The organism is Enterobacter wuhouensis, from assembly GCF_004331265.1.
GTDB lineage: Bacteria > Pseudomonadota > Gammaproteobacteria > Enterobacterales > Enterobacteriaceae > Enterobacter > Enterobacter wuhouensis.
Genome location: NZ_SJOO01000001.1, coordinates 208856 through 221534 on the forward strand (window position 1 = coordinate 208856; position 12679 = coordinate 221534).

Below are 12679 nucleotides of genomic sequence, written 5' to 3' on the forward strand. Positions count from 1 at the left end.
ATGAGGTGATAAATGGCAATTGCAGATTTGGATAAGCAGCCAGATTCTGTTTCTTCCGTGCTGAAGGTGTTTGGCATCTTACAGGCGCTCGGGGAAGAGCGTGAAATTGGTATTACAGAGTTATCGCAGCGTGTGATGATGTCAAAGAGCACCGTTTATCGCTTTTTGCAGACCATGAAGTCGTTGGGCTACGTTGCGCAGGAAGGTGAGTCCGAAAAATACTCTCTGACGTTGAAACTCTTCGAATTAGGTGCCCGTGCACTGCAAAACGTCGACCTGATCCGCAGCGCCGATATTCAGATGCGCGAACTTTCTCGCCTGACCAAAGAGACGGTCCACCTGGGCGCGCTGGATGAAGACAGCATTGTTTACATTCATAAAATTGACTCGATGTATAACCTGCGTATGTATTCGCGCATCGGTCGTCGCAACCCGCTGTACAGCACCGCCATTGGTAAGGTTCTGCTGGCATGGCGTGACCGTGAAGAAGTCGAACAGATCCTCGAAGGCGTAGAGTACAAGCGCAGCACCGAGCGCACCATTACCAGCACCGAGGAATTGTTAACGGTTCTCGATAAGGTGCGCGAGCAGGGATATGGCGAAGACAACGAAGAGCAGGAAGAAGGCCTTCGCTGCATCGGCGTTCCCGTGTTCGACCGTTTTGGCGTTGTGATCGCGGGGCTGAGTATTTCATTCCCGACGCTGCGCTTCTCCGAGGAGCGCCTGCACGAGTATGTTGCTATTCTCCATACCGCCGCGCGTAAAATTTCTGAGCAGATGGGCTACAACGATTATCCGTTCTAAACCCTGTTAAGAAAAAAAACGCCGCAATCGTTGCGGCGTTTTTTGTTAATCAGAAACAGTGCCGGTCAGCCATTATCTACCACGACGGACGTTTTACGCAGTACCGGGCAGTTGGTTAACCCAATGATGCCGCTATCGGAATGCAGGTACTGGGCGGTACTGGTACCTTGTGCGGTCAGATATTTACACTGGATACCTAATCCAGCGGCATTTTCAGTGCTTCCCACAAGCACGCCGTATCCGGTTAAAAGAAGGCCAATCCAGACGATAGCCAGAGCAAGAATAGTGCGAATAATTAAGCGCATCAGTGCCTCTTTATCTTTGTTGTCATGCAGATAAGCGTAAACGGTTTACCCTGTGAAACAAGTGCATGATTCTGAAAAGAGCGTGATGAAGTTACAGTTAGTCCTTGTTTAAGATAACCGTGGTAACCTGGACTCATCAGGTCTTAAGACGGAGTGTGGAGTGAAAAAAATACGCTGGGTAATTCTGGTTATTGTACTGATAGCATGCGTAGTGCTGTGGACGCAGACTATCAACGTGATGTGCGACCAGGATGTACAGTTTTTTAGCGGCGTTTGCGCAATTAATAAGTTTATCCCGTGGTAACAGCCATTTTTTCTCAATCTGATTTCCTTCCTTCACGCCAGTGGTAAAATAGACGTTTTTATTGAGGTGGTGAAATGGGTGAGTTAATGAGTTCAGGGCTGCTGAATATGGCATCTCTGGTAATCTCTTTCGTTGTTCTGATCGTGGGATTAGTGGTCTGGTTTTTCGTTAATCGCGCCAGCTCTCGTACTAACGAACAAATCGAACTTCTGGAAGCATTGCTCGATCAGCAAAAGCGCCAAACGGCGCTGCTGCGTCGCCTGTGTGAGGCGAACGAGCCGGAAGTGAAAGACGTGCAGAAAGAAAGTGTCGCTGAAGACAAAGACGACGAGGACGACTTTATCCGTCTGGTGGCAGAGCGTTAATTTGTCGCGCAGGGGAGGTGGATGTGGTCTGGAAAAATCCCTGGTATAACCCCTCCCTTAAGCACCACACGCCAGAGGGCTTTCGTAACACCGATCCGGTAGGGCATGAGGCCGGTGACGTCGAGCGGTGGCGAAAGGCACGAAAGGCCGCAGGCTTGCCTAAACCTCCGGCAGTTGGTTATGACGAATTCATCCGTCAGTGGTGGCAGCCTGCCGATCTGAATCAACCGTCAGAAGATGGCGTATGGTGGCTGGGTCATGCCAGCGTCCTGCTGCAAATGGATGGCAATACGCTGCTCATCGATCCCGTCTTTTCCCGTCGCGCGTCCCCGCTTCCATTTTTAGGGCCAAAGCGTAAAACACCACCCGCACTTTCCATCGAGCAGCTTGAACGACTCGATGCTGTCGTTATTTCCCATAACCATTACGATCATCTGGATGCCGCGACCGTCAATCGGATACTGAAGCGCTTCCCGGACGTGTCTCTGTTTGTGCCGTTAGGTCTGGCTGACTGGTTTCGCCGACGGGGAGCAAGGCAGATCGTTGAGCTTGACTGGTGGCAGAGTTTCATCTGGCACGGTATGGCGCTTACCGCCGTACCGGCGCAGCACTGGAGCATGCGTTCGCCGTGGGATCGTAATCGCTCTCTCTGGTGCGGATGGGTCTTTGAAGGGCGGCAACATCGTTTCTGGTTCAGCGGCGACACGGGCTATACCCCTGAACTGTTACTCATTCCTGAACGTCTTGGTAAAATTGATGCTGCGGCCTTGCCCGTTGGTGCCTATGCACCAAGATGGTTCATGGCAGTACATCATATGGACCCGCAGTCCGCTGTGGCGCTGTGGCAGCAGCTGGGAAGCCCGCTGGCTTTTCCTGTCCACTGGGGCGTCTTTGAGCTGGCAGATGAGTCCCTTGACGAGCCTGTTTTGGAGCTGGCGCAGGCGATTGATAATTTAGCGGTAGTTAATAATTCATTTAGGATACTGAAAATTGGTGAATATTTATCCTTCTAAACGAACCGTAAGTTTCTTGCATATATTGTGTATTTGAACTACTCGCGGATGTTATATTTTTATCGAAACGTTTTGCTTGCCTTCTTTTGAGGCAAAGTCATAAAAATTTCATTATTTTGGTGCATAACGCTATTAATTGATTGGCTATTTATAATGCAATTTGACGGCCGCCGTTAACAACGAATAGGGTGGGCTTCTTTGCAACTGCGTTACATTGATTTCAGCATAAGTTTTCAGAAAATGTTCTAACTCAATCATTATGCTGAGGAAACTTTTCGTCGGCTCTGGACGCTCTGAAGTTATTGAGCTAAGGTAAAAAAGTCTTAGATTACAGCGCTTGCAACAGTAAGGCTGGGGCTGTGTAGAGGAGTAACGCTGACCATGAGCTTTGCGCATAATTGTGCGGATTGCTACAGGCCAGTGTCTGAATTTGTGCGGCGGATCGAGACACGTTTAAAAATGGCTTGCCATATTTAACGTTGTATGTGATAACACGTTTTGGGTCAAACGAGGTACAGTTCTGTTTATGTGTGGCATTTTCAGTAAAGAAGTCCTGAGTAAAAACGTTGTCGTTGAATACCGCTTCTCTGCCGAACCTTATATTAGTGCCTCATGCAGTAATGTCTCAGTTTTATCTAGGTCAATGCCTGCGGGCTAAGAAAACACTCTAAGGAATTTTGCAAATGGCAAAGATTAAAGGTCAAGTTAAGTGGTTCAACGAGTCTAAAGGTTTTGGTTTCATTACTCCTGCTGACGGCAGCAAAGACGTGTTCGTACACTTCTCTGCAATCCAGGGTAACGGCTTCAAAACTCTGGCTGAAGGCCAGAACGTTGAGTTCGAAATTCAGGACGGCCAGAAAGGCCCAGCTGCAGTTAACGTTACTGCTATCTGATCGAACCACTGCTGACTGAGGTGCCTTGCACTTCGATCTCAGACATAAAGCCTCGCGTATCGCGGGGCTTTTTTATTGCCTTATCTTTCAAAATATTACTATTCCCAGCCTTGTTAGTAACTTGTTGCAAAGCTACGAGGTTATTAGCATTGTTTTCTCTCCGCTACACCGGTTTTTCCCGTTAAATCAGGGCGTTGTTTAACAGTCCTGGGGTTCAGGTGAAAAAGAAAATGATAACTGCCGCCGGTAATTTCACCCCGGCGCGCTTTGCTTTGCTGTGTTTTGCCATTTTTTGTAGTCTGGCATTTTTATTGGGTCGGGTTGCCTGGCTGCAAATCATCAAACCTGACAACCTTGTTAAACAAGAAGATATGCGTTCGTTACGCGAGGTCGCAATCGATGCCCCGCGCGGAATGATCGTAGACCGTGAAGGGCGACCGCTGGCGGTAAGCGTGCCCGTCCGGGCCGTCTGGGCCGATCCTAAAACGGTACTGGCAAAAGGCGGCGTTGGGTTTGACGATCGCTGGCAGGCCCTGGCGAACGCGCTTCATCTTTCGCTCAGCACGTTGTCATCGCGAATTAACAGTAATCCCCAGGGACGATTCATATACCTCGCCCGCCAGGTCGATCCTTCCCAGGCCCAGTGGATCGATAAGCTTAACTTGCCCGGCATTAATTTACGCGATGAGTCGCGCCGCTTCTATCCGGCGGGTCACGTGGCGGCCAATCTGATTGGTTTTACCAATATCGATGGGCAAGGGATTGAAGGTGTTGAAAAAAGTTTCAATTCTCAGCTGATGGGCAAGCCCGGCGTCCGGCAGGTGAGGGAAGATCGCTACGGGCGCGTGGTCGAGAACCTGACGGAGGTTTCCCCGGTTCCAGCGCATAATATTCAGCTGAGTATTGATGAACGCCTGCAAACCATCACCGAGGATGCGCTTGATAATGCGGTAGCCTGGAATAAGGCCGACTCCGGGGCCTCGGTGCTCATCAATATTCAGACGGGCGAAATTCTTGCGATGGCGAGCTATCCGGACTTTAACCCGAATAATCGAGAAGGGGCGACGTTAAACGATTTTCGCAATCGTGCCATTAGCGATACCTTCGAACCGGGTTCTACCGTTAAACCGCTGGTGCTAATGACGGCGCTTCAGCAGGGGCTGGTTCAGCCCGATAGCGTGATTGATACCCATCCTTACACGCTCGATGGGCACCGTATACGCGATGTGGGCTATTATCCGGAACTGACGATGACCGGCATCCTGCAGAAGTCGAGCGACACGGGCGTCTCCCGCCTGTCGCTTGCCATGCCGATTCAGCACCTTATTGATACCTATCGTAACTTTGGCTTCGGAACCAATACCGGGCTTGGCCTAACGGGTGAAAGCTCCGGGCTGTTACCCCAGCGTAAATTCTGGAGTCAGCTCGACAGGGCGACCTTTGCCTTTGGCTATGGCCTGATGGCGACGCCGCTGCAGCTGGCGCATGTTTACGCGACTATCGGTGGCTATGGGCTTGAACGTCCTCTCTCGATCACCCGCATCGACCCGCCGGTGATCGGCAAGCGGGTCATGCCGGAAGAGATTGCCCACGAGGTCGAGCACATGATGGAAAGCGTGGCGCTGCCGGGCGGGGGAGGAATTAAGGCTGCGGTACGTGATTACCGCGTGGCGGTGAAAACCGGCACGGCGAAGAAAATTGATGATAGCGGGAAATATGTTGATAAATACGTCGCCTACACCGCAGGCGTTGCCCCGGCCAGCGATCCGCGATTCGCGCTGGTGGTGGTGATTAACGATCCGCAAAACGGCGCTTATTACGGTGGCGCCGTTTCCGCACCCGTTTTTAGCGAGATAATGGGTAATGTACTGCGTCTGGAAAACGTCAAGCCGGATGGCTTACCGGCTGACTCAAGCCACCTTATTGTGATGCGTTAACCCTGGCGTTTATAAGCGGGGCGAATAGCGGTACACTTCGCCCTTTGGTTTATGCTTCGGAGTTGCCATGTCCTTCAGTTGTCCCCTTTGCCACGCGCGGCTGGCGCGTACTGAGAAAAGTTTCGCCTGTCCGCAGGGGCATCGGTTTGATATGGCGAAAGAAGGGTATGTGAACCTTCTGCCCGTGCAGCATAAGCGTTCCCGCGATCCGGGCGACAGCGCCGAGATGATGCAGGCGCGTCGGGCGTTTCTCGATGCAGGTCATTATCAGCCCCTGAGGGATACGGTCGCGCGTTTGCTGCGCGAGAACCTGGCTGATAGCGCGTCCGCCATGCTGGACATCGGCTGCGGTGAGGGATACTACACGGCTGCCTTTGCGGATGTGGCGCGCGAAAAGGGCGCACGGACGTACGGCCTGGACGTGGCGAAAGTAGCCATCCGCGCGGCGGCGAAACGCTATTCTACGGTGATATTCTGCGTGGCCTCCAGCCACAGGCTGCCGTTTGATGATGCCACCATGGACGCCGTCGTGCGTATCTATGCCCCGTGTAAAGCAGAGGAGCTGGCCCGAGTGGTTAAACCCGGCGGATGGGTTATCACCGTCACGCCTGGCCCGCGCCATCTGATGGAGCTGAAAGGGTTAATCTACGACGAAGTGCGTCTGCATGCGCCGCACTCTGAGCAGTTGCCTGGATTTGCGCTCAGGCAGGAACAGTCCGTGGCCTATGACATGAACCTGAAAGGGGATGAAGCGGTGGCTCTGCTGCAAATGACGCCGTTTGCCTGGCGTGCAAAACCAGAGGTGTGGGAAACGCTCGCGGCTGGATCAGAATTTCGCTGCCAGACGGATTTTAGTCTCCACTGCTGGCAGCGCGAGGATTAACCGGCGAAGTGTGCCCAGAGGATTTGGGCACCAATGCCAATCAACACAATACCGCCCAGGATTTCGGCCCGCTTGCCTAACAGCGGGCCGATAAAGCGACCAACCATCATCCCCAGCGTTGACATGATTAGCGTTGCGCAGCCGATCGCCAGCGCAGTGGCAATGATATTGACCTGCAGGAAGGCCAGACCGACGCCGACGGCCATTGCATCGAGGCTGGTCGCAATAGCCGTGGTGACCAATAGCCAGAAGCCGTGGCGGTGCAGCGGCGCTTCATCTTCATCACAATTCCCGCGAAAACCTTCAATCACCATTCGTCCACCGAGGAACACCAGCAGGATGAACGCGATCCAGTGGTTCCACTCCAGCACGAATTGACTGGCAAGCATGCCAAGACCCCAGCCCAGTAGCGGCGTCAGCGTTTCGATCGCGCCAAAAATAAGGCCGGTGCGGAGGGCTTCGGAGAATTTGGGTTTATGTAGCGTGGCGCCTTTTCCGATGGAGGCAGCAAACGCGTCCATGGACATGCCAAATGCGAGAAGGATCGTAGCGGAGATATTCATAACAGCGTCCAGACCGGGGATATCCATATGACACATCACTGCCCCCAGTAAACAGCAGTTGATGTATCTATGGTCTCGCCTGATCGCTCTGCACACAAAGGTGCTGAAAACGATCCGTACGTGCCACGTTTTTCAACGAGTATGTTGACACGTACATTTCCTGCAGAGAGGAAATCGGCTACTCCCCAACGACGGGCGCAACCTTAACATATTTTGAGAATATAAAACAACAACAGAGAAGTATTATTCCATTAACTAGTTGATAACGATTTTCATTTAGATTTATTCGTAAATATAAGGTTAATAATACGTGGCGATTAAAAGAGCGTGGATATAGCTCTGGCTATATTGGATGTGGGGAAATAACACAATATATAGCCAGTGCTATAAATTCAACTCATTGAGTTTTAACGAGTAATTTGTATATCTTTTCCAGGTCATCAATATTCTTAACCCGAACCAGCAGGCGGCGCTGCTCTAATTGCATAACAAGAACGCCATCTTCCGATAAATTCATCTCTTTAATGCGGTTATATTCTATCCATACATTCGCGAAGAAAAATCCATGGCTTTTGAAAATAATCTTCGGCGTGCGGATCCAGAACAGATAAATCGCCATTAATGCCAGCGCACATAATAACCATGTGGTTAATATTGCACCGTGGCTGGTGATATTATTGTAAATCAGGGTGATGATAAGGCCGGCGAAGATAAACGCATCTACGCGTCCGCGCCGCAAAAGGGGAAGGGAGAGCCGCGTTTCGCCGTGACGGCGGGGCATAATGAACTCGTCATAGATCGCGTAAGCCAGAAGGGAAGCAATAAACAAAACCAGTACGATGTCCGTGACAGTCATTCATCCTCCAGATAAAAAAGACCGGGGGCAAGCCCCCGGTCGATAACGCAATGTCTTACAGGCCCAGCAGGCCGACCGCGTAACCCGCGATGCCGATGACGAAGAAGCCAACGATAATCCACAGTGGGTTAACTTTCTTACGCAGCAGCCACATGCAGGCGAAGGTTAACAGCAGCGGAACCAGACCCGGCATCAGCTGATCGAGGATGGTTTGCACGGTGGTCACGCGAGTCTGACCATCCTGACCGGTGATGGTCGAGACCACCAGCGGGATGTTCACGTGCGTCCACTTGTTAACCAGTGCCCCCATGACAAACAGGCCGAGGATTGACGCCCCCTCGGTCAGTTTCTGCAGGAAGCCGCCGCCCATATCTTGAACGATATCAACACCCTTTTTGTACCCGTACGCCACGCCGTAATAACGGGTCAGCAGACGCACCGCATTGAACAGGATGAAGAACAGCAGCGGGCCAAGCAGGCTGCCGCTCATGGCGATACCCGCGCCCAGCGCCGCAAAGACCGGACGTACGGTACCCCAGAAAATAGGGTCACCCACGCCCGCCAGCGGCCCCATCAGACCGACTTTGATACCGTTGATGGCACCATCGTCAATCTCTGCGCCGTTTGCACGCTGCTCTTCCATCGCCAGCGTCACGCCCAGAACCGGAGCCGCGACGTACGGATGGGTGTTAAAGAATTCCAGGTGACGCTTGATCGCCTGACGACGTGCTTCGTTGTTTTCCGGATACAGGCGTTTGATCGCCGGAACCATGGAGAAACAGAAGCCCAGCGCCTGCATACGTTCAAAGTTCCATGAACCCTGGAACAGGTTAGAACGAAGGAACACGCCACGAATATCACCCGGAGTGAGTTTTTTCTCAGTGGTAGTTTTTGTCATATCAACCATTTCGCTCACCTGCTAGTCCAGTTCGTTATCGAGATCGTTATTACCAGCAGCCTGCGCTGGGGCACCCGCTACGCGGTTATATTTCGGGCTGAGCTGGATGTAGAGAATCGCCATGACCGCACCAATCACGCCCAGAGCAACCAGGTTGAAGTTGGTGAACGCAGCGGTAACGAAGCCGAGGTAGAAGAACGGCATCAGGTAGCCTGCACGCATCATGTTGATGACCATCGCGTAACCGACCACCACGATCATGCCGCCCGCGATGTTCAGACCGCCGGTAACCACCTCAGGGATGGCGTTGAGCATGCTCTGGACTTCACTGGTACCGACAGAAATCGCAACGATAACCGCCGGGATAGCGATACGCATCGCCTGCAGGAACAGGGACGAAACGTGTATCCAGGACAGCGCCGTCAGGTTGCCGTTTTCGGCCGCCTTATCCGCAGCGTGTTGGAACGCAACGGTGATGGTACGTACGATGATGGTCAGTACCTGGCCTGCTGCTGCCAGCGGGATAGCCAGGGCGATACCCGCACCGATACTTTGATGACCGGCAATAACCAGAACGGTCGAGATAATGGACGCCAGCGCGGCATCAGGCGCAACGGCTGCACCGATGTTCATCCAGCCGAGGGCGATCATTTCCAGGGTACCACCGATGATGATACCGGTTTTCATATCACCGAGAACCGCACCAATTAACGTACAGGCCACCAGAGGGCGGTGGAACTGAAATTCATCAAGTACGGATTCCATACCCGCAATACATGCGACGACGAACACCAGCACAATCTGAAGAGTGGTAATCTCCATTGTACTTCTCCTATTACATAATCTTTATGTGAAAAACCGGCGCGGGCTTATTTCCCAACTTTGCCGATCAAATCCATCATTTTCAGTTTTTGATCCGTGGAAACCTTACGGGCTTCCAGCTCAATACCGCGCGCATTCAGCTTGTTGAATGCATCGATATCTTTTTCATCGACTGAAATTGCGTTGTTGACCTGCGTTTTGCCCTGACGGAATGCCATGCCGCCAATGTTAACGGAGGTGATTTTCACGCCGCCTTCAACAATACGTTCGACGTCTGTCGGGTTAGTGAACAGGAGCATCACGCGCTCGCCCGCATATTTCGGGTTGTTATACACGCGGATCATCTTGGCAACGTCCACCACGTGTGCTGTTACGCCCGGAGGGGCAACCTGAGTCAGAAGGGTACTACGCACCTTATCGGCGGCAACGTCGTCACTGACGACAATGATGCGCTTAACGTTCGTCTCTTTGGTCCAGCGTGTTGCCACCTGGCCGTGGATCAGACGGTCATCAATACGGGCAAGGCCGATAACCATATAATCGTTCGGGCCCATGGGTTTTGCCGGTGCAGCGGCTTTTGGCGCTGCGACGGCAGGTGCTGGCTTCTCAACCGGCTGTGCTTTCAGCGCCTTCACACCTTCGCGGCCGGTCTCAACGGCCAGTGCCACCAGCTCATCGAAGCCAGGGTTGTCGTCGCGGGCCATGAAGGTTTCCACCAGCATTGGGATATTGACCCCCGCGACAACTTCGTAATGCTCTTTATCGACGACAATGCGGCTGGCAGCATTGAACGGGCTGCCTCCCCATGTATCCACGAGAAACAGCACGCCTTTGCTGGTATCCAGCTTCTCAAGCTGAGCGTTGTATTTCTCAATCAGCGTTTCGGCATTTTCACCGGGAACGAAATCGATCCAGCCGACGTTTTCCTGCTCGCCCAACAGCATCTCTGCTGTCTTGAGTAACTGCTCTGCAGCCCAACCATGTGTGCCTATGACAATAGCAATGGTCACTTGCTACCTCCTTTTATTATCGTTAATACGTCTGCCAGGCAGTCGTACTGAGAATCGTATTGGCGTACCGAATCGATTCAGATAAGGGTTAAAGTGAAAAAATCTAAGACTTCCGCGAATTATTTTAGACAGTGAAAAAATAATTTATGTGATGAAGATCCGTAATTTAGCTACGCTTTGCAGAATTTTCTGTAAGGTAAAACACGTGTGTTACAGAAGTTTGCAAAGGAACGTAAATCTTTGCTAAAAAGCTATTGTCTCTGATATGTTTAGCCTCCGTTTAATTGTTCAGGAGTATAGGGCTAAAGCCCACTATATGGACCGTCACCGACGTCAGTCATCTACCAGGCCATTTCGCGCCTTTTTCACCGGCGATCCTCGCCACGCACCGACTCATTTAGCCTCTGATTTGCCCAATGTGATTGCGGCACCGTTTGGTCATTCCTTTAGCAGGAGCTTGTCATGGAATTCTTAATGGACCCGTCAATCTGGGTAGGATTGCTTACGCTGGTGGTACTTGAGATTGTTCTCGGTATCGACAACCTGGTGTTTATTGCCATCCTTGCGGATAAACTTCCGCCAAAACAACGTGATAAAGCGCGTTTGATCGGCCTCTCGCTGGCGCTGATCATGCGACTGGGCTTGCTGTCCGTAATTTCGTGGATGGTCACGCTGACCAAACCGCTCTTCTCCGTCATGGATTACACCTTCTCCGGCCGCGATTTGATCATGCTGATCGGGGGGATATTCCTGCTCTTTAAAGCGACAACGGAGCTACACGAGCGGCTTGAAAACCGTCAGCACGATGACGGCCACGGTAAGGGCTACGCCAGCTTCTGGGTCGTTGTCCTGCAGATTGTGGTGCTAGATGCCGTATTCTCGCTGGACGCGGTGATCACGGCAGTGGGTATGGTGAACCATCTTCCGGTGATGATGGCGGCTGTTGTCATTGCGATGGCGGTTATGCTGCTGGCCTCGAAGCCGCTGACGCGTTTCGTCAACCAGCACCCGACGGTCGTTGTGCTGTGTCTGAGCTTCCTGCTGATGATTGGCCTCAGCCTGGTGGCGGAAGGCTTTGGCTTCCATATTCCGAAAGGCTACCTGTACGCCGCGATTGGCTTCTCGATTCTGATCGAACTGTTCAACCAGATTGCGCGCCGTAACTTTATCAAGCAGCAGTCTAATCAGCCGCTGCGTGCCCGTACCGCAGATGCGATTTTGCGTTTGATGGGCGGTCGCCGTCAGGTGAACGTGCAGTCCGATACCGAAAACCGTAATCCGGTTCCTGTGCCTGAAGGCGCGTTTGTGGAAGAAGAGCGCTACATGATTAACGGCGTGCTGTCGCTGGCCTCCCGCTCCCTGCGCGGCATCATGACCCCGCGCGGCGAAATCAGCTGGGTAGATGCTAACCTGAGCGTCGACGAAATTCGCCAGCAGCTGCTCTCTTCACCGCACAGCCTGTTCCCGGTCTGCCGCGGCGAGCTGGACGAAATCATCGGCGTGGTGCGCGCGAAAGAGATGCTCGTGGCGCTGGAAGAGGGCGTAAACGTAGAGGCGATTGCCGCCGCATCGCCTGCAATCGTGGTACCGGAAACGCTGGACCCGATTAATCTCCTGGGCGTACTGCGCCGTGCTCGCGGCAGCTTTGTTATCGTGACCAACGAGTTTGGCGTGGTGCAGGGGCTCGTTACGCCGCTGGACGTGCTGGAAGCGATTGCCGGTGAGTTCCCGGATGCGGACGAAACGCCGGAAATCGTGGCCGACGGTGATGGCTGGCTGGTGAAGGGAGCTACCGATCTGCATGCGCTTTCACATACGCTGGGGCTGGAAAACGTCATCAACGATGAAGAAGACATTGCCACCGTTGCCGGTCTGGTGATTTCCGTTAACGGTCAAATCCCGCGCGTCGGGGACGTTATCGAACTGCCGCCGCTGCACATTACGATCGTCGAAGCCAACGACTACCGCGTTGATATGGTGCGTATTGTTAAAGAGCAATCAACGCATGACGAAGACGAATAAGCGT

Annotated in this window: 14 protein-coding genes, 1 pseudogene and 1 riboswitch; of the genes and pseudogenes, 9 read left to right on the forward strand and 6 right to left on the reverse strand. The window is 52.6% G+C overall.

Features of this window, described 5'->3' with window-relative positions; genetic code table 11:
- The first annotated feature begins 12 nt into the window (after positions 1 to 12).
- Positions 13 to 804 (forward strand): DNA-binding transcriptional regulator KdgR, encoded by a 792-nt coding sequence (kdgR, locus tag E0L20_RS01150; RefSeq protein ID WP_131632294.1) that lies wholly within the window; start codon positions 13 to 15, stop codon positions 802 to 804.
- A gap of 65 nt (positions 805 to 869) precedes the next feature.
- On the opposite strand, the gene E0L20_RS01155 is transcribed toward kdgR, so the two are convergent.
- Entirely contained in the window at positions 870 to 1109 is a 240-nt protein-coding gene (locus tag E0L20_RS01155) for a YobH family protein (protein ID WP_131632295.1), read from the reverse strand.
- Between the two features lie 160 nt (positions 1110 to 1269).
- Here E0L20_RS01155 and mgrB point away from each other — a divergent pair, with 160 nt between their 5' ends.
- The 7 genes and pseudogenes from mgrB (at position 1270) to rlmA (ending at position 6504) form a co-directional block, all read left to right on the forward strand.
- Positions 1270 to 1413, forward strand: coding sequence for a PhoP/PhoQ regulatory lipoprotein MgrB (mgrB, locus tag E0L20_RS01160; RefSeq protein WP_013096124.1), 144 nt, complete (start codon positions 1270 to 1272; stop codon positions 1411 to 1413).
- Positions 1414 to 1487: 74 nt separating this feature from the next.
- Complete coding sequence (locus E0L20_RS01165; protein ID WP_131632296.1) at positions 1488 to 1778, forward strand: YebO family protein; 291 nt, start codon at positions 1488 to 1490, stop codon at positions 1776 to 1778.
- 23 nt (positions 1779 to 1801) lie between these two features.
- Positions 1802 to 2791 carry an MBL fold metallo-hydrolase gene (locus tag E0L20_RS01170; protein WP_131632297.1) on the forward strand — a complete coding sequence of 330 codons (990 nt, stop codon included), beginning with the start codon at positions 1802 to 1804 and terminating at the stop codon, positions 2789 to 2791.
- Between the two features lie 526 nt (positions 2792 to 3317).
- A pseudogene (locus E0L20_RS01175) lies at positions 3318 to 3462 on the forward strand (DUF2627 domain-containing protein).
- A gap of 12 nt (positions 3463 to 3474) precedes the next feature.
- Positions 3475 to 3684 (forward strand): transcription antiterminator/RNA stability regulator CspE, encoded by a 210-nt coding sequence (gene cspE / locus E0L20_RS01180; RefSeq protein WP_001062678.1) that lies wholly within the window; start codon positions 3475 to 3477, stop codon positions 3682 to 3684.
- Between the two features lie 230 nt (positions 3685 to 3914).
- Positions 3915 to 5621 (forward strand): peptidoglycan glycosyltransferase FtsI, encoded by a 1707-nt coding sequence (ftsI, locus tag E0L20_RS01185; RefSeq protein WP_131632800.1) that lies wholly within the window; start codon positions 3915 to 3917, stop codon positions 5619 to 5621.
- Between the two features lie 67 nt (positions 5622 to 5688).
- On the forward strand, positions 5689 to 6504 hold the full coding sequence (gene rlmA, locus E0L20_RS01190) for a 23S rRNA (guanine(745)-N(1))-methyltransferase (protein ID WP_131632298.1): 816 nt from the start codon (positions 5689 to 5691) through the stop codon (positions 6502 to 6504).
- On the opposite strand, the gene mntP is transcribed toward rlmA, so the two are convergent.
- The 5 genes from mntP to manX all read right to left on the reverse strand — a co-directional run bounded on the left by mntP (position 6501) and on the right by manX (position 10653).
- On the reverse strand, positions 6501 to 7067 hold the full coding sequence (gene mntP, locus E0L20_RS01195) for a manganese efflux pump MntP (protein ID WP_131632299.1): 567 nt from the start codon (positions 7065 to 7067) through the stop codon (positions 6501 to 6503). The two genes, rlmA and mntP, sit on opposite strands and share 4 nt — an antisense overlap.
- Before the next feature lie 10 nt (positions 7068 to 7077).
- Positions 7078 to 7266: riboswitch (yybP-ykoY riboswitch) on the reverse strand.
- 198 nt (positions 7267 to 7464) lie between these two features.
- A complete protein-coding gene (locus tag E0L20_RS01200) occupies positions 7465 to 7923 on the reverse strand; it encodes a DUF986 family protein (protein WP_131632300.1) in 459 nt (152 codons plus the stop codon).
- Positions 7924 to 7978: 55 nt separating this feature from the next.
- Positions 7979 to 8830: a PTS mannose transporter subunit IID gene (locus E0L20_RS01205; protein ID WP_131632301.1), complete on the reverse strand. Its 852-nt coding sequence runs from the start codon at positions 8828 to 8830 to the stop codon at positions 7979 to 7981.
- A 12-nt stretch (positions 8831 to 8842) separates the two neighbouring features.
- A complete protein-coding gene (manY, locus tag E0L20_RS01210; RefSeq protein WP_008500490.1) occupies positions 8843 to 9643 on the reverse strand; it encodes a PTS mannose transporter subunit IIC in 801 nt (266 codons plus the stop codon).
- 47 nt (positions 9644 to 9690) lie between these two features.
- Positions 9691 to 10653 (reverse strand): PTS mannose transporter subunit IIAB, encoded by a 963-nt coding sequence (gene manX / locus E0L20_RS01215; RefSeq protein ID WP_131632302.1) that lies wholly within the window; start codon positions 10651 to 10653, stop codon positions 9691 to 9693.
- Between the two features lie 462 nt (positions 10654 to 11115).
- Here manX and yoaE point away from each other — a divergent pair, with 462 nt between their 5' ends.
- Positions 11116 to 12675: a CNNM family cation transport protein YoaE gene (yoaE, locus tag E0L20_RS01220; RefSeq protein WP_131632303.1), complete on the forward strand. Its 1560-nt coding sequence runs from the start codon at positions 11116 to 11118 to the stop codon at positions 12673 to 12675.
- Positions 12676 to 12679: the final 4 nt, after the last annotated feature.

Bases quoted from the DNA above. Each gene is read 5' to 3' on its own strand.
- kdgR (WP_131632294.1), top strand. From the start codon at position 13: ATGGCAATTGCAGATTTGGATAAGCAGCCAGATTCTGTTTCTTCCGTG.
- E0L20_RS01155 (WP_131632295.1), bottom strand. From the start codon at position 1,109: ATGCGCTTAATTATTCGCACTATTCTTGCTCTGGCTATCGTCTGGATT.
- E0L20_RS01165 (WP_131632296.1), top strand. From the start codon at position 1,488: ATGGGTGAGTTAATGAGTTCAGGGCTGCTGAATATGGCATCTCTGGTA.
- cspE (WP_001062678.1), top strand. From the start codon at position 3,475: ATGGCAAAGATTAAAGGTCAAGTTAAGTGGTTCAACGAGTCTAAAGGT.
- ftsI (WP_131632800.1), top strand. From the start codon at position 3,915: ATGATAACTGCCGCCGGTAATTTCACCCCGGCGCGCTTTGCTTTGCTG.
- rlmA (WP_131632298.1), top strand. From the start codon at position 5,689: ATGTCCTTCAGTTGTCCCCTTTGCCACGCGCGGCTGGCGCGTACTGAG.
- mntP (WP_131632299.1), bottom strand. From the start codon at position 7,067: ATGAATATCTCCGCTACGATCCTTCTCGCATTTGGCATGTCCATGGAC.
- E0L20_RS01200 (WP_131632300.1), bottom strand. From the start codon at position 7,923: ATGACTGTCACGGACATCGTACTGGTTTTGTTTATTGCTTCCCTTCTG.
- E0L20_RS01205 (WP_131632301.1), bottom strand. From the start codon at position 8,830: ATGGTTGATATGACAAAAACTACCACTGAGAAAAAACTCACTCCGGGT.
- manY (WP_008500490.1), bottom strand. From the start codon at position 9,643: ATGGAGATTACCACTCTTCAGATTGTGCTGGTGTTCGTCGTCGCATGT.
- yoaE (WP_131632303.1), top strand. From the start codon at position 11,116: ATGGAATTCTTAATGGACCCGTCAATCTGGGTAGGATTGCTTACGCTG.